The sequence below is a fragment of the Pseudomonas sp. BF-B-30 genome (assembly GCF_019956305.1).
In the GTDB taxonomy this organism is placed as follows: Bacteria; Pseudomonadota; Gammaproteobacteria; order Pseudomonadales; family Pseudomonadaceae; genus Aquipseudomonas; species Aquipseudomonas jessenii.
Map to the genome: position 1 here is coordinate 21,237 of NZ_JAHBDG010000036.1, position 17,653 is coordinate 38,889.

Below are 17,653 nucleotides of genomic sequence, written 5' to 3' on the forward strand. Positions count from 1 at the left end.
AAGAACCTGGTCGGCCCAAAGGCCGCCAAGGTCAAAGAAAATCAACCAACACCAACAACCCCCTCCCCATGCAACTGCCGCAACAACCGCCACGCCAACGGACTCAATTCAGAAAACCTCACACTCCAGTCCTCGGCGCGACGCACCAGCAACAAGGTCGGCTGAGCAGGCGCCACATCAGGCTGGTAATCCGGCCCCACCCTTTGCACCGGCCAGGCATACGCCAACGGCCAGGCCAGCGGCGACACCCGCAAGGGCCGATCCAGCAGCAACGCGGCATCACCACCCACCAGAAGCTCCGCGTCAGACTGTTGCAGCGCCATTTCCACCCACTCGTAATGCGCCAGCTCCACCATGAACGGCGGCCACGGCCCATCACTTAACGCCTGAGGCCCGGCCGCGAGAAACTCGACAAACTCCTGGGCGATCTCACCGAATTTCGGCGTGCGGGCGCGGTAGTCCCGCAGAAAGATCCGCACCAGCGAACGCCAGTGCTCGTCACCCAGAATCTTCACCAACACCGGAAAGGTGCCACTGAGCAGCGAAGACAGGTTGGCGAACACCAGATCGCGATAAACCAGGGCCCGCGCCGGGTCCATTTCGGTGGGTGGCCCGTTGCGTTCAGGGTCGCGCAGGTACAGGCCCATGGTGGTTTGCTGATGCAAAAGACTCGACTTACCCACGGTTCACGCCCTCCTGTTGCAGGCGGCGAATGGTCTGCAATTCCGCCACCAGTTCAGCGAAGACGGGAAAGTTGAAATCCCGCTCCAGCAAGGTCGGTTGCGCACCGAACCGGGCATAAGCCTGGGCCAGCAACGACCACACCGCCGGTTTGACCGAAGCGCCATGGGTGTCGATCTTCAAGGTGTCAGACTCATCGAAATGCCCGGCAATGTGCATCGCCACCACCCGCCCCGAATCGATGCCAGCCAGGAACGCCTGCGGATCGAAGCCGTGGTTGATCGAATTGACGTACACGTTGTTGACGTCCAGCAACAGGTCGCAATCGGCCTCGCGCAGCACGGCATTGGTGAAGGTCACCTCGTCCATGTCCTGTTGAGGCGCGGCATAGTAAGAGACGTTTTCCACCGCAAGGCGTCGCCCGAGAATGTCCTGGGCCTGACGGATACGCGCGGCGACGTGGTGCACCGCCTCTTCGGTAAAAGGCAACGGCAACAGGTCGTACAGGTGACCGTCATCGCTGCAATAGCTCAAATGCTCGCTGTAGAGCGGCACGTTGTAGTGATCGAGAAAAACCCGGACTTCCTGCAAAAAACCGACGTCCAGCGCCGACGGCCCACCGAGGGACAGGGACAAACCGTGACAGGACAATGGATAGCGTTCCGCCAGGGCCCGCAATGCCGCGCCGTGGGCACCGCCGATGCCGATCCAGTTTTCCGGTGCGATTTCCAGAAAGTCGAAATCGCCTGCTGGTGCGGCCTGGAGGTCTTTGAGTAAACCGCGACGCAGGCCAAGCCCTGCGCTGGCCTTGGCTACGGGGGGAATGGAGGTCTGCATGGTGTCGATCTCACAAGATGTTCAAGGACGCGAGCCGGTGCCCGCCATGAGACAGAGTTAATCGAAGGGGTGTATCAGGACTGTGTTCGGCTGGGGCCGGAATTAGAGGTCACTGTGTCGAAAAGGGGTCTGGATACAGTGGGATACACACGATCCTTGCGGGCACTGCCGATACCTGTGGGAGCGGGCTTGGTCCGGGCGGCGTTCCGACGATAGCGGTGGGTCAGCCAATATCTCTTTTGAATGTGCCGGTCTCTTCGCGGGCAAGCCCGCTCCCACAGGGTCGTGTACCGGCAGAAAAAACGTTGCTTTCGTCGCGCCAGACCGCGCGGCACAAGGCCCGAACTAAACTTACTGCACACAGGGCCCGCTTGGTGCCCTGTACATTCCCACGACCACCGCCCAGTGGCGCCCCCTCGCCAGACAATGCCTCTGGACCGTGATCCTGCTGAAGGAGCACACATGATGGACGAGGCCAGACTCAACGATTTCATGGGCAAACTGGTTAATGACATGGGCGGCGCGGCGATGCTCGCCAACGTCATCCTCGGCGAAGAACTCGGTCTGTACCGGGCGATGGCCGACAGTCAGCCCATCACCCCTGAAACCCTTGCCGAGAAAACCGGCTGCAACACCCGCCTGCTGCGCGAATGGCTCAGTGCCCACGCCGCCTCAGGCTACATGGAACACCAGGACGGCCAGTTCCGCCTGCCCGAAGAGCAGGCCATGGCTTTGGCAAAAGAAGACTCACCGGTTTATGTGGCGGGCGGGATCGGCGTGGTCGCGTCGTTTTTCCATGACAAGGACAAACTGGTCAACGCCATGCGCGGCAACGGCGCCCTGCCCTGGGGCGATCACCATCCGTGCATGTTCAGCGGGACCGAACGCTTCTTCCGCCCCGGCTACAAAGCCCATCTGGTCGCCGAATGGTTGCCGGCCCTCGACGGCGTGGTGGCCAAACTGGAAGCCGGGGCCAAAGTGGCGGACATCGGCTGCGGCCATGGCGCCTCGACGGTGATCATGGCCCAGGCGTTTCCGGATTCGCGCTTCGTCGGTTTCGACTACCACGCGCCGTCCGTTACCGTTGCCACCCAACGGGCCGAAGAAGGGGGTGTATCCAGCCGGGCCAGGTTCTTCCAGGGCACGGCCAAAAGCTACCCCGGCAGCGACTACGACCTGATCTGCTACTTCGATTGCCTGCATGACATGGGCGACCCGGTGGGCGCGGCCAAGCATGCCTATGAGTCGTTGAAGGACGACGGCACGGTGCTGCTGGTCGAGCCCTACGCCAACGATTTGCTCGACGACAACGTCAACCCGATCGGTCGCCTGTTCTACGCGGCGTCGACCTTCATCTGCACGCCCAATTCGCTGTCCCAGGAAGTCGGCCTCGGCCTCGGTGCCCAGGCCGGTGAAGCGCGTTTGCGCAAGGTGTTCAGCGAGGCCGGTTTCACCCGTTTCCGCCGGGCCACGGAAACACCGTTCAACCTGATCCTGGAGGCGCGTAAATAATCTCCGTCGCCATCTGTAGGAGCAGCCGGTCGACGCTCGATTGCTCGCGATAAACGCGATCACGGCGCGTGGGTGTCAGGCTAACAGTGTTAACGTTGACGACCATCGCGAGCAGGCTCGCTCCTACAGGTTTCCCGGCATGCTCGACCGCCAGACCCGTGACCAACTCGATCGCCTCCATCAGCTCATGGCGGATCAGCCGTTTGCCGTGCTGACCGGGGCCGGCATCAGCACGCCTTCGGGCATCCCGGACTATCGCGACAGCCAGGGCGTGCGACGGGGCCGGCAGCCGATGATGTACCAGGAGTTTCTCTCGGCCCCGGAGTCCCGGCGACGCTACTGGGCGCGGGCGATGCTCGGCTGGCCGAGGGTGCGTCTGGCGCAGCCGAACGAAGCCCACGACACCCTGGCGCGCTTGCAAGGCACGCGGCAGATCAGAGGGTTGATCACCCAGAACGTCGACACCCTGCACGACCAGGCCGGCAGCCGTGACGTGATCGAACTCCACGGCAGTCTGCACCGGGTGTTGTGCCTGGATTGCGGCCGGCACAGCGAGCGCGATTCGATCCAGCACTTGATGGAAACACAGAACCCCTACCTGGCCGGCGTCGACGCGGTGCAAGCGCCGGACGGCGACACCTTGCTCGACCCGGCCTTTGAGGCACGCTTCCAGGTCCCGCACTGCCCGCATTGCGCCGGGGAACGGATGAAGCCGGATGTGGTGTTTTTTGGCGAGAACGTCGCACAGGCCACGGCGGCGAAAGCGATGGCCGCCGTCGAACAGGCTGCCGGGCTGTTGGTGGTCGGCTCGTCGCTGATGGCTTACTCGGCGTTTCGCTTGTGCCGGGCGGTGGTGGATCAGGGCAAGCCGTTGATTGCGATCAACCTGGGCAAGACCCGGGCGGACGAGATTCTGGACTTGAAGATCGAGGGGTCGTGCGAGCGCTTGTTGCCAATATTGGCGAAGCTACTTGGCAACTGACGAAACCCGATCCCTGTGGGAGCGAGCTAGCTCGCGATGACGGTGGATCAGCCAATAAACTGTCTGGATGTGCTGGCCTCATCGCGAGCAAGCTCGCTCCCACAAGGTCCCCCATACAACTCACGAAAATCGCTGCCCAAGGTTTTCCTCTTTCAGCACATCAAACATCGCCTGCGCCGCCGCCGACAGCTCGCCCCCCGGCAACGTCAACACCCCCAGCGCCCGCTCCACCACCGGGTCGCGCAAGGTGATGCAACGCGCCCCTAGTTCACGCATCTGCCCCGCGCACAAGGCCGGCACCGCGCTCACGCCCAGGCCACTGGCGACCATGCGCCCGACCGTCGCCAGTTGATGGCTTTCAAATTCCACCGGCAGCTTCATCCCGCGGGCCTGCAGATGCTCTTCAAGCATGACTCGCACAGTGGACGGACGCTGCAAGGTAATGAACGGCTCCTTGAGCAGGGTCTGCCAGTCGATGTCATCGAGCTCGGCCAGTGCCGAATCCAGAGGCACCACCGCGACGAAACGGTCGATGTACAACGGCGTGAATTGCAGCGACGAACTCTGGGTCGGTTCAAAGGCCACTCCCAGCTCCACCTGGCGGTCACGGACCATTTCCAGCACCTGCTCGTTGATCACGTCATTGACCGTCACGTTGACATTCGGATAACGGGCGCGGAAGGTCTTGAGGATCGGCGGCAGCAGGTTGCCGGCGAACGACGGCATCGCCGCCAGGGTCACGCGACCGCGCTGCAGGGTGAAGCGTTGACGCAGTTCATCCTCGGCATTGTCCCAGTCGGCGATCAACCGGCGCGCCAGCGGCACCAGGGATTCGCCTTCGGCGGTGAGTGCCACGTTGCGCGTGTTGCGGGTGAACAAGCGCCCGCCCAGGCCCTCCTCCAGCGCCTTGATGGTCAGGCTCAGGGCCGATTGCGACAGGTGCAGGCGCTCGCAGGCCACGGCAAAGCTCAGGCTCTGGGCCACGGCCAGAAAGGCGCGGATCTGCTTGACGGTCATGGGGCGACGCTCCGGTTGTAAGCTACAGGTTCTAAGCTGCAAGAGACTGGGCAGCACATTATTGAGCTTTATCAATCAATCCGCTCTAAAAAACAACTTAACAAATTAATCTGACAGCGAGACACTCCATCCCATTCGGCTAGCCAGCCGCCCACAAAGAATAAAAGAGGTGCATATGGCAGGTTTCGACAAGCGCGTGAGTTCCTACGAGGAAGCTCTGGCAGGTCTTGAAGACGGCATGACCGTGATCGCTGGCGGCTTCGGCCTGTGCGGGATTCCGGAGAACCTGATCAACGAGATCAAGCGCAAGGGCACTCGCGACCTCACCGTGGTTTCCAACAACTGCGGCGTCGACGGTTTCGGCCTTGGCGTACTGCTGACCGACCGCCAGATCAGCAAAGTGGTCGCGTCCTACGTCGGCGAAAACAAGCTGTTCGAAGAGCAACTGCTCAAAGGCGAAATCGAAGTCACCCTGACCCCCCAAGGCACCCTCGCTGAAAAAATGCGCGCAGGTGGCGCCGGCATCCCGGCGTTCTTCACCGCCACCGGCGTTGGCACGCCTGTCGCCGACGGCAAGGAAGTCCGCGAATTCCATGGTCGCAAGTACCTGATGGAAGAATCCATCACCGGCGACTTCGCCATCGTCAAAGGCTGGAAAGCCGACCATTTCGGTAACGTGATCTATCGCCACACCGCCCAGAACTTCAACCCGCTGGCGGCCACCGCCGGCAAGATCACCGTGGTCGAAGTCGAAGAAATCGTCGAACCCGGCGAGCTGGACCCGGCGCAGATCCACACCCCAGGCATCTACGTCGACCGGATCATCTGCGGCACGTTCGAGAAGCGCATCGAACAGCGCACCGTGCGTAAGTGATCCCCTGCCCCCGGACCGAATGAAGGAATAAAAACAATGGCACTTTCCCGCGAACAAATGGCTCAACGCGTCGCCCGCGAAATGCAGGACGGCTTCTACGTGAACCTGGGCATCGGCATTCCGACCCTGGTCGCCAACTACATCCCTGAAGGCATGGAAGTCATGCTGCAGTCGGAAAACGGCTTGCTGGGCATGGGTCCTTTTCCTACTGAAGACACCATCGATGCCGACATGATCAACGCCGGCAAGCAAACCGTGACCGCACGTATCGGTGCTTCGATCTTTTCCTCGGCCGAGTCCTTCGCGATGATCCGCGGTGGTCATGTCGACCTGACCGTGCTGGGCGCCTTTGAAGTGGACGTGCAAGGCAACATCGCCTCGTGGATGATCCCCGGCAAACTGGTCAAGGGCATGGGCGGCGCGATGGACCTGGTCGCCGGCGCAGACAACATCATCGTCATCATGACCCACGCATCCAAGGATGGTGAGTCCAAGCTGCTGTCCCAATGCAGCCTGCCGCTGACCGGCGCCGGGTGCATCAAGCGTGTACTGACCGACCTGGCCTACCTGGAAATCGAAAACGGCGCGTTCATCCTGAAAGAACGTGCGCCGGGCGTCAGCGTCGAAGAGATCGTCGCCAAGACTGCCGGTAAACTGATCGTGCCGGACCACGTGCCGGAAATGCAGTTCGCTGCCCAGTGAGGAATCATTCCATGCAAGAAGTCGTCATTGTTGCCGCCACGCGCACCGCGATCGGCAGTTTCCAGGGTTCGCTGGCCAATGTGTCCGCCGTCGACCTGGGCGCTGCGGTGATCCGTCAGCTGCTGGCGCAAACCGGCCTGGATCCTGCGCAAGTCGATGAAGTGATCATGGGCCAGGTGCTGACCGCCGGCGCCGGGCAAAACCCTGCGCGCCAGGCCGCAATCAAGGCCGGCCTGCCCTTCGCCGTACCCGCCATGACCCTGAACAAGGTCTGCGGCTCCGGTCTCAAGGCCCTGCACCTGGGTGCCCAGGCGATTCGCTGCGGCGATGCCGAGGTGATCATCGCCGGTGGCCAGGAAAACATGAGCCTGGCCAACTACGTCATGCCCGGTGCCCGCACCGGCCTGCGCATGGGGCACGCACAAATCGTCGACACCATGATCAGCGATGGCCTGTGGGACGCGTTCAACGATTACCACATGGGTATCACCGCCGAGAATCTGGCCGAGAAATACAGCCTGAGCCGCGAGCAGCAGGACGCCTTCGCCGCCGCCTCGCAGCAGAAAGCAGTGGCCGCCATCGAAGCCGGGCGCTTCGTCGATGAAATCACGCCGATCCTGATCCCGCAGCGCAAGGGCGATCCGCTGTCCTTCGCCACCGACGAGCAGCCACGGGCCGGCACCACCGCCGAATCCCTGGGCAAACTCAAAGCCGCCTTCAAGAAGGACGGTTCGGTGACCGCCGGTAACGCTTCGTCGCTGAACGACGGTGCCGCGGCCGTGATCCTGATGAGCGCCGAAAAGGCCAAGGCCCTGGGTCTGCCAGTCCTTGCAAAAATCGCCGCCTACGCCAACGCAGGCGTCGACCCGGCAATCATGGGTATCGGCCCGGTGTCGGCCACCCGCCGCTGCCTGGACAAGGCCGGCTGGTCCATCGACCAGCTGGACCTGATCGAAGCCAACGAAGCCTTCGCCGCGCAATCGCTGGCCGTGGCCAAGGACCTGGAATGGGACTTGAACAAGGTCAACGTCAACGGCGGCGCCATCGCCCTGGGTCACCCGATCGGTGCCTCGGGTTGCCGCGTGCTGGTGACCCTGCTGCATGAAATGCTCAAGCGTGACGCCAGGAAAGGCCTCGCCACCCTGTGTATCGGTGGTGGTCAGGGCGTGGCACTGGCGCTCGAACGGGCTTAAGCCAACAGCGTTCAACAGACGGCGCGGGGACCCACGAAGATCCGTGACCGCCTGGAAAAACACCCGGTGCGATGCAAGTCGCACCGGGTTCTTTTTTGCCTGCGTTTTTTTCAGTTAGACCGCGTCATCGTTCTTCGCGAGCAAGCCCGCTCCCACAGGTTTTTGTACTGGTCACAAAATGGAGCCACACCGCCAAACACTGTGGGAGCGAGCTTGCTCGCGATGAGGCCCGGATCATCGCAAAGTTTACGGCGCCACGCCCAGCAACTGCTGACGCAACTCAGGGTTGCCGGTACGCGGATCGAGCCAGATGGCAAAAAACGCCTTGGCGAATTGCAGGTCCTTCACATCACGCAGCAGCTGCTGGCCGAGAAAAAACCGCACGCCCTGCCCCGGCAGATAGACACCGGTCAGCCGCGTGCCGGCCTGTACGTCGACGAACGACTGTTGCATCTGCACCTGCCAGAACGCCAGTTGCTCGGCACTGACCGAAGTGCCGGTGAGTCGCTTGATTTCCCTGACGCTGGCATTCACCAGGTCATCACGGGAAATGCTGCGCTGGTAGATCAGCTCCAGGGCGAACGGCTGATCGTTCGCCAGGGGTCGCGAAGTACTCCAGAGCCGTGCGCTGTAGACATCGAAGCCGTACTTGCGAAACTCACCACTGCCGAGGATTTGCGCGCCGGGCAGCGAGTCCTGCCAATTGGCCATGGCCTGGCAGCTCAGCAAGACAAGCAGCCACAGACCATGGCGCAGGGGTGAACGTTGGCGTTTCAAGGTGAGCTGTCCTCATCGTGGGATGCCTTGATAAAACGTTTGCGCAAAAGATCCTTTCGTAGAATCCCCGAAAATCTCAATTTTTGTATACAAAATCTACATACACATAAAGCAATCTACCCGCTGCAATGTTACCGTTGCCACCTCACAAGGTCGGAGACGTGCGCGTGTTGATCCTCAAACTGCTGGTGATCCCAGGCTTCCTGCTGCTGATTTCCCTGGCTGGCAAACGCTGGGGGCCGAGCGTGGCCGGTTGGTTGTCGGGGTTGCCGGTGGTGGTCGGGCCGATCCTGTTGTTCCTCGCCCTCGAACAAGGCCAGGTGTTCGCTGCGCAATCGGCCACCGCCGCGCTGTCAGCCATGTTCGCGATGATTGCGTTTTGCGTGAGCTACGCCCAGGTCGCACAACGGGCCGGATGGCCGCTGGCGCTGTTGATCTCGCTGTCGGTCTGGGCACTGGTGGCGGTTGTCCTGTCGTTAATCCCGGCCTCCCTGGTGTTTTCGGTGTGCGCCGCCGCCACCGCCCTGCTCGCCGCACCGTACCTGTTCCCCACTGTGCAACCCGTGCTCAGTGGCCCGGCGCCGAAATCCGACAAGCTCCTGTTGCGCATGGTGGCCGGTGCATTGCTCACCCTGGTGGTGACACTGCTGGCCAGCACCGTCGGTGACCGCTGGAGCGGCCTGCTGGCAGTGTTCCCCGTATTGGGCAGCGTGATGGCGGTGTTCTCCCAGCAAACCCGTGGCCCGGCCTTTACCGCCGCGCTGCTGCGCGCCACTGCCACCGGCATGTACTCGTTCGCCGCCTTCTGCCTGGTGTTGGCCCTGGCCCTGCCGACGATGGGAATGAACGCTTTTGTGCTGGGCGTCGCGGTGTCGGTGGCCATGTTGGGCGTGACCAAACGCCTGCTGGCGCGGCCAGCCGGCCCGGCGACTGACACTCAAAGAGCAGCCATCAAACGCTAAGCTGCATCAGCTCATCGAGCGGCCCTGAGCATAGGTGGGTGTTCAGCCAAGGTGACCGCTGGGTAGAGCACGCTGGAATGCATCGCAACCTCCATGGGATGATCGCGCCCCACCGCGCGCCCATCCCTGGAGATTCCAATGTCATTGTTGAGTAAAAAAGCCCTTGTACTGCTGCTGGCAGCCGCTACCGGCCTTGGGGCTTTGAATGCGCAGGCCGCCAAGGCCACTTCCAGCGATACGCCCGCCCATAAAGTCTCCATGCTCGGCAGCAAGTTCACCTTCAACCTGCCCAAGGGTTTCGTCGCCAACCCGCTGCCGGCCAGCCCGGACGGTGCCAGCGGCACCCTCTACAGCAATGAAACCACCAAGACCGTGGTGATCGCCGCTGAAAACACTCTACCCAACGGTATCAGCGTCAAGGACAACGACGGCGGGTTCCTCGACGGCACCGTGGCCGATTTCGATGCGGCGCAACACAAATCCCTGCCCGACTACAACAAGCTCAGCGAGAAAGCCCTGACCCAGAAAACCGGGCTGGGCCTGCGCCAGATCGACGGCACCGCCACGCAGGGCGGTGGCATGACCCTCACCACCACGCTAATGGCCGCCTCCGGCACACGCATGGCGGTAATCCAGGTGATTTCCCGCCCCGGCGACATGGCGGCCCACGAAACCCTGGTCAAGCAGATCGTCAGCGGAAAATGAATGTCAGGGGTTGAGACGCTGCAACCAGGCGCTCAAGTCCTGTATCTCGTCGGCGCTGATGCTGTGACCGACACCGGGGTAGCCGTGGAACTCGGGTTCGAGTGACACGCTCTGCAGCAGGCTGTTGGCTTCAGTACCGTCGCTGTAGGGAAGGCGTTTGTCCTGCTCGCCATGCCCGATGAAAATAGCCAGCGACTGGCGTTTTTCATCCGGCTGGAGCTCGGACTTGAGCACCGGCAGAATCCGTCCGCTCAACGCAGCGATCCCGCCTAGCGCCTCGGGATGCCGCAGGCCTGTTTCGTAGGTCATGATCGCGCCCTGGCTGAAGCCGACCAGGAACACCTTCTCCGGTTCGGTGTGATATTTCTTCGTGGCCTGTGCGACGAAATCCAGCAACAACTGGCCGCTGGACTTCAGATCATCTGTCTCGCCGTTGTAGGCCCCTTCGCCCTTCTTGCGAAACCACTGATAGCTGCCCGCCTCCATCACCAAGGGTGCCCGCACCGACAGGTAGGTGTAGGACGCGGGCAAGTCATCCTTGATGCCGAACAGGTCCTGCTCGTTACTGCCGTAACCGTGGAGAAAAATCACCAGGGGTTGATGGTTCGAATCGGCGCTGGCCTGGGCCAGGTACTTGAGCGGTAGATCGGTTTGCAGCGGAGTTTGGGCGTGGACAGCGGTGGATATCAGGAGCGTGAGCAGCGCGAGAATCTTCAACATGGGTCTTCCTTCACTGAATGCAGGATTCGCGCAAGAGCCTAACACTGTGCAGTAGACAGGAACATCTCAGGCGTGGCCGATGCCGCCTTCGCGAGCAAGCCCGCTCCCACACTGGATCTTCAGTGAACACATAATAGGTGTGCAGCAACGATTCAGTGTGGGAGCGGGCTTGCTCGCGAAGAGGCCAGTACAGACAAAGAAAATTCCTGGTTCAGTCGTTGATCAACTTGCCCACCCGAATCGGCTCACGCCCGGCGACCTTCGCCTGCCAGCTGCCTGGCTGGGTGTAGCGCCCACGGTCGATGGCAAACAGCACACCACTGGTGCCGGCCTGCACGGTGGTGACCTTGTCGTTCAACGGGTCGACCACCTCGAACAGTGCATCGCCCTTCTCCACCCACTCCCCAGCCTCGCGCAGGAAGCTGACCACGCCGTGATGCGGGGCGAACAGGTATTGGGTGCCTTCGAATGGCATGCCTTCACAGCATTCGGCCGGTGCCGCCGGCCAGGTGCCGGAGATGAATCCCTGCTCGGCGAGGAACCCGAGAATGGCCTCGCAATTGGCCTGGGCCTGATTGACGCGGGTGTCTCCCATGCTGCCCAGTTCCAGGGTGGTCGCCAGGTTGGCCGGTGGAATCGCTGCCGCCGGGAACGCCCTGGCCAGGCGCAACCATGGCGAAGAACAGGATTCATCGAACGAGCTGCCGCCGGAGTCTTCACACAACAACGCCACGCCGGCCTGCAAACGCGCCGCCAGGGATTGCCACTGCGGCCAGTGCTGCGGCAACGCGTAGATGTGGATCGCCGCATCGAAATCGCAATGCAGGTCGAGGGTGATGTCGGCGTCGCAGGCATGGCGCAGCAACAGGCGGTGCATGGCTTCCAGCTGCGATGCCGCTGCCGGCAAGCTGTCGAGGACCTGGCCCATGGTCTGGCGAATCAACGCAATGTTGGCCTGGGCATCGCTGCCGAGACGATCACCGATCAACGCGGCCACCGGCGCACTGAGTTCGACGAACGAGCGGTTGAAGTTCTTGCCGCTGCCCAGCTCGAAACGCCCCATGTGGCTGCCTTGCAAGTGCTGGTCGAGGCCAATGGGATTGGCCACCGGCACCAGTTCGATCACACCCTTCAATTGTCCCTGTTGTTCAAGTTCGGCCAGGCGTTTTTTCAACTCCCAGGCGGTGCGCATGCCCGGCAATTCGTCGGCGTGCAGGCTGGCCTGGATGTACACCTTGCGCGTGCCCGCGCCATAACGAAACACGCTGAGGGTGCGCTCGCTGCCCAGGTGGCTCCAGGGAAGCTGGTGGTCGATGCGTTGCATGGGAAACTCCTGATGTCTGCACGGTGAGATCACCTGTGGGAGCGGGCTTGCTCGCGAAAGCGTCGTATCAGGCAACATCGATGTTGAATGTACCGACGCCTTCGCGAGCAAGCCCGCTCCCACAGGTCTCTCTGCGCTGAAAATGATTGCACAAAAAAAATGGCAACCGCGTCTGACGGTTGCCATTTTTTCAGCCCGCTCGCTTACTCGCCGTAAACGTCAAACTTGAAGTACTTGTCCTGCACTTGCTTGTACTTGCCGTTGGCACGGATTTCGGTGATGGCGGTGTTGAACTTGTCCGCCAGTTCCTTATCACCCTTGCGCACGGCAATGCCTGCGCCGCCGCCGAAGTATTTCGGATCGTTGTACTCAGGGCCGACGAAGGCAAAACCCTTACCGGCGTCGGTTTTCAGGAAACCGTCGTCCAGGTTGACCGAGTCGGCCAGCAGCGCGTCAATGCGGCCGGAAACCATGTCCAGGTTGGCTTCCTGCTGGGAGCCGTAGCGCACCAGGACAATCCCGGCCGGTTGCAGCACTTCAGTGGCGAAGCGGTCGTGGGTACTGGCGCGCAGCACACCGACTTTCTTGCCCTTGAGTTCGGTCAGCGGGTCCTTGACGTCGCTGCCTTCCTTCATCACGAAGCGCGCCGGGGTGTGGTAGTACTTGATGGTGAAATCGACGTTCTTCTTGCGGTCGTCAGTGATGGTCATGGACGACAGGATGGCGTCGATTTTCTTGACCTTCAGCGCTGGGATCAGGCCGTCGAACTCTTGTTCGACCCAGGTGCACTTGGCTTTCATCTGCTCGCACAGCGCATCGCCGATATCCACGTCGAAACCGGTGAGTTTGCCGTCAGGGGTTTTCATCGAGAATGGCGGGTAGCCGGCTTCGATACCGATGCGGATCGGCTTGGCGTCTTCGGCCACGGCGGTCAGGGACAACATCGACAGTGCCAGGGCACCGAACATCACTAGCTTCTTCATTTTTAACTCCTGTGTGCGGAGGCTTTTATTGGCAGCTTCGATTGGCAGCGCTCGGTCATCGCTTCGTGAGCGGGAACCGAAGTGGCCGGCAGTCTAGAGCGGCTACAGGAGGGCAAATTACGTCGAGGCGACAATTATTTATAGAAAAGTGGCGCGCGGAGAGAGGCATCGAGGTGAACGCGCCATGACGGTGCAAAGTCTGTCAGACATATCGCAATTTCACACCAGACCTACAGACTTTCCGGCTCCATCCGACAGAATGGGACGGCTGGCGATGCCCGGTGTTTTGCGGCACATTGAGCGCCCTTGCGTCCCATCGAGAGTAGCGTGATGCCCACGTTGAACCTGATCCAGCACCACTGCGCCGAAGGTCCGGGCGCCATCGCCATCTGGGCCGAATCCCGTGGGCTGACGCTGAAGGTGTTTCGCGCCGACCTCGGCCAATTGCCGCCCGTCAGCGCCGAACCCGTGATCCTGTTGGGCGGGCCTTATGAATCCGATGCCGGCCCGGCCTGGCTGGAAGCCGAACGGCAATGGCTCAGAGGCACGCTGGATCAGGACGCGGCCGTGTTCGCCATATGCCTGGGGGCTCAGTTGCTGGCGTTGAGCCTGGGCGGGAATGTACGGCGGATGGACCGGACCGAAACCGGATGGACCACCGTGACCTTTATCGATGGGAAAACGCTGAAAGTGCTGGAGTGGCACGAAGACGCCATCGACCTGCCGCCTGCCGCGCAACTGTTGGCCAGCAGCGAGCACTGTGTGCAGCAGATGTACCGCGCCGGGCCGGCGCGGCTGGGGTTGCAGTTTCACCCGGAGTGGAACGCCGAGTCGGTGGCCCTGCTCAATGCGCATTTTGGCGATGAGTCGCCGTTGCCCCGAGGGCCGCAGGACGATGCGGCCTACGCCGATGTGCTGGCGTGGTTGCAGGCGACACTGGATGAGTGGTGGGCGGCCGCTTCCTTTCGCTGAAATACATACCTGTGGTGAGGGGGCTTGCCCCCGTTGGAGTGCGAAGCGCTCCCGACTATTTCAGAGGGTTGCTGCACAACCCGACGGGGGCAAGCCCCCTCGCCACAATGATCAATGGTGTCTGGATATCAGCATTCACAACCGATCACAGCATTCACCGGCCGCGGCACCCCGACACTCAACTCAAACCCTTCATCGAGCCACCCTGTCACGCCGCCGATCATCTCCTTGACCGGATAACCCAGGGCCGCCAGTTTCACCGCCGCCTTGTTGGCGCCGTTGCAGTGAGGCCCGGCGCAATAGACCACAAACAGGCTGTTTTTCGGATAACCCGCCAAACCTTCGGCGCTTAGCAAGCGCCCGGGAATGTTGATCGCTCCCGGTACATGCCCGCGCTCGAACGCCAGCGGCCCCCGTACATCCACCAGAATGAAATCGACTTCGCCAGCCTGCTGGCTGCCGTAGACGTCAGAACAGTCGGTTTCGAACGTCAGACGGTTACTGAAATGCATCAGGGCGATGGCCGATGGGGCGGCGGAAATTTCGCGAACCAGGCTGGTCATGGGCTGTACTCCAAAGAGGTGGTGGGTGTGGAAAGACTTTATCCGCCAGCCACTTGCGGCTACAGTGGCGCACAAGACACTAACCGGGAACTTTCCGCCAAATGCAACCCACCCCAGGAATGGTCGCGATTCTGGCCTACGACGGCCTGTGCACGTTCGAGTTCGGCATTGCCGTGGAGATCTTCGGCCTGCCACGACCTGAATTCGATTTTCCGTGGTACGAGCATCGTATCGTCGCGGTCGATCAAGGTCCGATGCGGGCCATGGGCGGCATCCAGGTACTCGCCGATGGCGGCATGGAATTGCTCGCCGATGCCCGCACCATCATCATCCCCGGTTGGCGCGACCGCAGCGCCACGGTGCCAGCAGAACTGATCGCTGCTTTGCGCCAGGCCCATGCCCGAGGGGCGCGGTTGCTGTCGATCTGCTCCGGTGTTTTCGTCCTCGCCGCCACCGGGCTGCTCGACGGGCACGGTGCGACCACGCACTGGCGCTATACCTCGGAACTGGCCGAGCGGTTTCCCGGCATCCTCGTGGACCCGGACGTGCTGTATGTCGATTCCGGCCAATTGATCACCTCCGCCGGCAGCGCGGCAGGCATCGATGCCTGCCTGCACCTGGTGGCGCGGGATTTCGGCACCCAGGTGGCCAACTCCGTGGCGCGACGCCTGGTCATGTCGCCGCAACGCAGCGGTGGCCAGGCGCAATTCATTCCGACGCCGGTCAGTCCTGCACCGCGCAGCAATCTTTCCCGCGTCATGCAGTGGGCACGTGAGCGTTTGCACGAGCCGCTGGAGGTGCGCGACCTGGCCAGCGAAGCCGCCATGAGCGAACGCACCTTCCTGCGCCGCTTCACCGAAGCCAGCGGCCAGTCACCGAAAACCTGGTTGCAGCACGAACGTCTGGGCCGGGCCCGTGAACTGCTGGAAAGCAGCGACCAGAACACCGAGCAGATTGCCGAACGCTGTGGTTATCGCTCGGTGGAAAGTTTCCGGGTGGCGTTTCGAACGGTGGTTGGCGTGCCGCCTTCGGTGTATCGGGAGCGGTTTGGGCGTGGGGGGTAACACTTTACCTTCGGTTGACCTTCAAGGCCCAATCGCGAGCAGACTCGCTCCCACACCGATGGTGTGAACACTGAAGATCCACTGTGGGAGCGGGCTTGCTCGCGAAGGCGTCAGCCCGATCACCGACTGATCAGGGTTTTCGCAGCAGATAGGTATCCATGATCCAGCCATTGGCCAACCGCGCCGCCTTGCGCACCCGTTCGATTTCATCCGCGACATCCTTGAGCTTGCCGCTGATCAGGATTTCATCCGGCGTCCCCAGATAGGCCCCCCAGTAAATCTCGGTGTCCTGATCCACCACCTGATGGAAAGCATCCTGGGCATCGAGCATCACCACCAGGCTGTCGGCATCGCTCACCTGCCCTGCCGCCAGGCGCCGGCCGGTGGTGATTTCAACGGAGCGGCCAATCTGGTTGAGCGGCACTTTGTGTTGTGCCGCCAATGCCTGGACGCTGGTAATCCCGGGAATCACCTCGAACTCGAACCCACAGACGCCCGAGGCCTGGATCGCCTGAAGGATACGGATGGTGCTGTCGTACAGCGCAGGGTCGCCCCACACCAGAAAACCGCCACACTGGCTGTCGGACAGCTCTTCATTGATCAGCCGTTCGAAGGTCTGTTGTTTGGCCAGGTTCAAGTCGTCGACACTGGTCTTGTAGTCCACCTCACCGCGCTCACGCTCGGGGCTGTGGGCTTCGACAAAACGGTAGTCGTGGCCGGTGATGTAGCGCTCGCAGATTTCGCGGCGCAGATCGATGAGTTTGTCTTTGCTCTGGCCCTTGTCCATGAGAAAAAAAACATCGACCTGATTCAGCGCCTTCACGGCCTGCATCGTGATGTAGTCGGGGTTGCCGGCACCGATGCCGATGACCAGGAGTTTTTTCATCACAGCAGGTCCTCGGGATCGATGCCCGGAAAGCGCAGCCGCCAGCGGTCATGGAACCTCAACTCGATGGCCGACAGGGGTTCGACGTCGATCAGGTTGGACGCGCCCCCCTGCAACACTTGCGTCAGCGCGGCGCGGATGACAAAGGGATGAGTAACGGCAACGATGTGCCCCGGCGTCGATTGCAAGGTTGTCAGCCAGGCACCCACCCGCTCGCCCAGTTGCACCAGCGACTCACCGCCGTGGGGGGCCGAAGCCGGGTCGTCCAGCCAATGCTGGAGCGCCTGGGCTTCGGTTTTTTGCAGATCGCCGATGCGCTCACCGCCCCAGCGCCCGAAATCGCAGTCCCTCAAGGCGTCGACAATCTGCGGCGCGCTGGCGAACAGTCCAGCGGTTTGCCGGGTGCGCAACTCCGGACCACAGACAAGACGTGGAGCGCCCTTGAACTGATTGCAACGGGAAAGCCTGAGCGCTTGCCAATCCATCTCCAGAGGCTCGTCCAGAGGAAAGCGCGCCAATTTCTGTGCGACGGTTCGAGCGTGGCAAATCAGGGTTAAACGGGTTGCCTGCACCAGCAATCACTCCAGGGATGGAAAGAAACGACGGCGTCAGGTGACCGCCATCGCGCAATTGTGCCGCAAGAAAGCAGGCCCGGGTGGTGTTTAATTTTCCTGTTTGAAACGGATTCCTTCAGTCATTTCCTGCAAGACTTTCTGTCATGGCTGACCGCAATGCAGGCAATCGCCTACAAGACTTTACGACATCGGCGTAGCCCCGTAGTACAGGCACTTCGCACCTTTTCCGGGCACGAGCAGACCACGCGAAAATTCACTAGACAGGCAGTACGCGATGATTAAATACTCCTTTCAACGGATTGTTAAAACACGTGCCACACTCAT

19 protein-coding genes are annotated in these 17,653 nt (G+C 61.6%); 9 read left to right on the plus strand and 10 right to left on the minus strand.

The window, feature by feature from the left end:
• Positions 1-41: 41 nt before the first annotated feature.
• Both KGB29_RS19020 and KGB29_RS19025 read right to left on the minus strand, forming a co-directional pair.
• Positions 42-683 carry a DUF2063 domain-containing protein gene (locus tag KGB29_RS19020; protein WP_223616471.1) on the minus strand — a complete coding sequence of 214 codons (642 nt, stop codon included), beginning with the start codon at positions 681-683 and terminating at the stop codon, positions 42-44.
• Entirely contained in the window at positions 676-1,518 is an 843-nt protein-coding gene (locus KGB29_RS19025; RefSeq protein ID WP_150814354.1) for a DUF692 domain-containing protein, read from the minus strand. The genes KGB29_RS19020 and KGB29_RS19025 overlap by 8 nt, the downstream gene beginning before the upstream one ends.
• Before the next feature lie 465 nt (positions 1,519-1,983).
• On the opposite strand from KGB29_RS19025, the gene KGB29_RS19030 reads away from it, so the two are divergent.
• Together KGB29_RS19030 and KGB29_RS19035 are read left to right on the plus strand one after the other, a co-directional pair.
• Entirely contained in the window at positions 1,984-3,030 is a 1,047-nt protein-coding gene (locus KGB29_RS19030; protein ID WP_154862055.1) for a class I SAM-dependent methyltransferase, read from the plus strand.
• A gap of 139 nt (positions 3,031-3,169) precedes the next feature.
• A complete protein-coding gene (locus KGB29_RS19035) occupies positions 3,170-4,012 on the plus strand; it encodes an NAD-dependent protein deacetylase (protein WP_150814352.1) in 843 nt (280 codons plus the stop codon).
• A gap of 120 nt (positions 4,013-4,132) precedes the next feature.
• Here KGB29_RS19035 and KGB29_RS19040 read toward each other — a convergent pair whose 3' ends face one another.
• On the minus strand, positions 4,133-5,029 hold the full coding sequence (locus KGB29_RS19040; protein WP_150814351.1) for a LysR family transcriptional regulator: 897 nt from the start codon (positions 5,027-5,029) through the stop codon (positions 4,133-4,135).
• A 175-nt stretch (positions 5,030-5,204) separates the two neighbouring features.
• On the opposite strand from KGB29_RS19040, the gene KGB29_RS19045 reads away from it, so the two are divergent.
• The 3 genes from KGB29_RS19045 to KGB29_RS19055 are packed head-to-tail and all read left to right on the plus strand — an operon-like array spanning position 5,205 to position 7,798.
• Complete coding sequence (locus KGB29_RS19045) at positions 5,205-5,903, plus strand: CoA transferase subunit A (protein WP_034150336.1); 699 nt, start codon at positions 5,205-5,207, stop codon at positions 5,901-5,903.
• 36 nt (positions 5,904-5,939) lie between these two features.
• Positions 5,940-6,605 (plus strand): CoA transferase subunit B, encoded by a 666-nt coding sequence (locus KGB29_RS19050; protein WP_008021761.1) that lies wholly within the window; start codon positions 5,940-5,942, stop codon positions 6,603-6,605.
• Positions 6,606-6,616: 11 nt separating this feature from the next.
• Positions 6,617-7,798 carry an acetyl-CoA C-acetyltransferase gene (locus tag KGB29_RS19055; RefSeq protein ID WP_102672648.1) on the plus strand — a complete coding sequence of 394 codons (1,182 nt, stop codon included), beginning with the start codon at positions 6,617-6,619 and terminating at the stop codon, positions 7,796-7,798.
• 246 nt (positions 7,799-8,044) lie between these two features.
• Here the strand turns inward: KGB29_RS19055 and KGB29_RS19060 are convergent, their stop codons facing one another.
• Positions 8,045-8,575, minus strand: a complete 531-nt coding sequence (locus tag KGB29_RS19060; protein ID WP_150814350.1) for a chalcone isomerase family protein — start codon at positions 8,573-8,575, stop codon at positions 8,045-8,047.
• 167 nt (positions 8,576-8,742) lie between these two features.
• On the opposite strand from KGB29_RS19060, the gene KGB29_RS19065 reads away from it, so the two are divergent.
• Together KGB29_RS19065 and KGB29_RS19070 are read left to right on the plus strand one after the other, a co-directional pair.
• Positions 8,743-9,537: a hypothetical protein gene (locus KGB29_RS19065; protein WP_150814390.1), complete on the plus strand. Its 795-nt coding sequence runs from the start codon at positions 8,743-8,745 to the stop codon at positions 9,535-9,537.
• A gap of 138 nt (positions 9,538-9,675) precedes the next feature.
• Positions 9,676-10,242 carry a hypothetical protein gene (locus KGB29_RS19070; RefSeq protein ID WP_150814349.1) on the plus strand — a complete coding sequence of 189 codons (567 nt, stop codon included), beginning with the start codon at positions 9,676-9,678 and terminating at the stop codon, positions 10,240-10,242.
• Positions 10,243-10,245: 3 nt separating this feature from the next.
• Here KGB29_RS19070 and KGB29_RS19075 read toward each other — a convergent pair whose 3' ends face one another.
• The 3 genes from KGB29_RS19075 to KGB29_RS19085 form a co-directional block, all read right to left on the minus strand.
• Positions 10,246-10,962 carry an alpha/beta hydrolase gene (locus KGB29_RS19075; RefSeq protein WP_150814348.1) on the minus strand — a complete coding sequence of 239 codons (717 nt, stop codon included), beginning with the start codon at positions 10,960-10,962 and terminating at the stop codon, positions 10,246-10,248.
• 211 nt (positions 10,963-11,173) lie between these two features.
• A complete protein-coding gene (locus tag KGB29_RS19080) occupies positions 11,174-12,286 on the minus strand; it encodes a succinylglutamate desuccinylase/aspartoacylase family protein (RefSeq protein ID WP_150814347.1) in 1,113 nt (370 codons plus the stop codon).
• Between the two features lie 203 nt (positions 12,287-12,489).
• Positions 12,490-13,269 carry an ABC transporter substrate-binding protein gene (locus KGB29_RS19085; RefSeq protein ID WP_090456345.1) on the minus strand — a complete coding sequence of 260 codons (780 nt, stop codon included), beginning with the start codon at positions 13,267-13,269 and terminating at the stop codon, positions 12,490-12,492.
• A 330-nt stretch (positions 13,270-13,599) separates the two neighbouring features.
• On the opposite strand from KGB29_RS19085, the gene KGB29_RS19090 reads away from it, so the two are divergent.
• Entirely contained in the window at positions 13,600-14,241 is a 642-nt protein-coding gene (locus tag KGB29_RS19090) for a type 1 glutamine amidotransferase (protein WP_090456347.1), read from the plus strand.
• A gap of 128 nt (positions 14,242-14,369) precedes the next feature.
• Here the strand turns inward: KGB29_RS19090 and KGB29_RS19095 are convergent, their stop codons facing one another.
• Entirely contained in the window at positions 14,370-14,804 is a 435-nt protein-coding gene (locus tag KGB29_RS19095; protein ID WP_150814345.1) for a rhodanese-like domain-containing protein, read from the minus strand.
• Positions 14,805-14,905: 101 nt separating this feature from the next.
• Here KGB29_RS19095 and ftrA point away from each other — a divergent pair, with 101 nt between their 5' ends.
• Positions 14,906-15,868 (plus strand): transcriptional regulator FtrA, encoded by a 963-nt coding sequence (gene ftrA / locus KGB29_RS19100; RefSeq protein WP_150814344.1) that lies wholly within the window; start codon positions 14,906-14,908, stop codon positions 15,866-15,868.
• 130 nt (positions 15,869-15,998) lie between these two features.
• On the opposite strand, the gene cobF is transcribed toward ftrA, so the two are convergent.
• Positions 15,999-16,754, minus strand: coding sequence for a precorrin-6A synthase (deacetylating) (cobF, locus tag KGB29_RS19105; protein ID WP_150815010.1), 756 nt, complete (start codon positions 16,752-16,754; stop codon positions 15,999-16,001).
• Positions 16,754-17,326 (minus strand): histidine phosphatase family protein, encoded by a 573-nt coding sequence (locus tag KGB29_RS19110; RefSeq protein WP_150815009.1) that lies wholly within the window; start codon positions 17,324-17,326, stop codon positions 16,754-16,756. The genes cobF and KGB29_RS19110 overlap by 1 nt, the downstream gene beginning before the upstream one ends.
• Between the last annotated feature and the right edge of the window lie 327 nt (positions 17,327-17,653).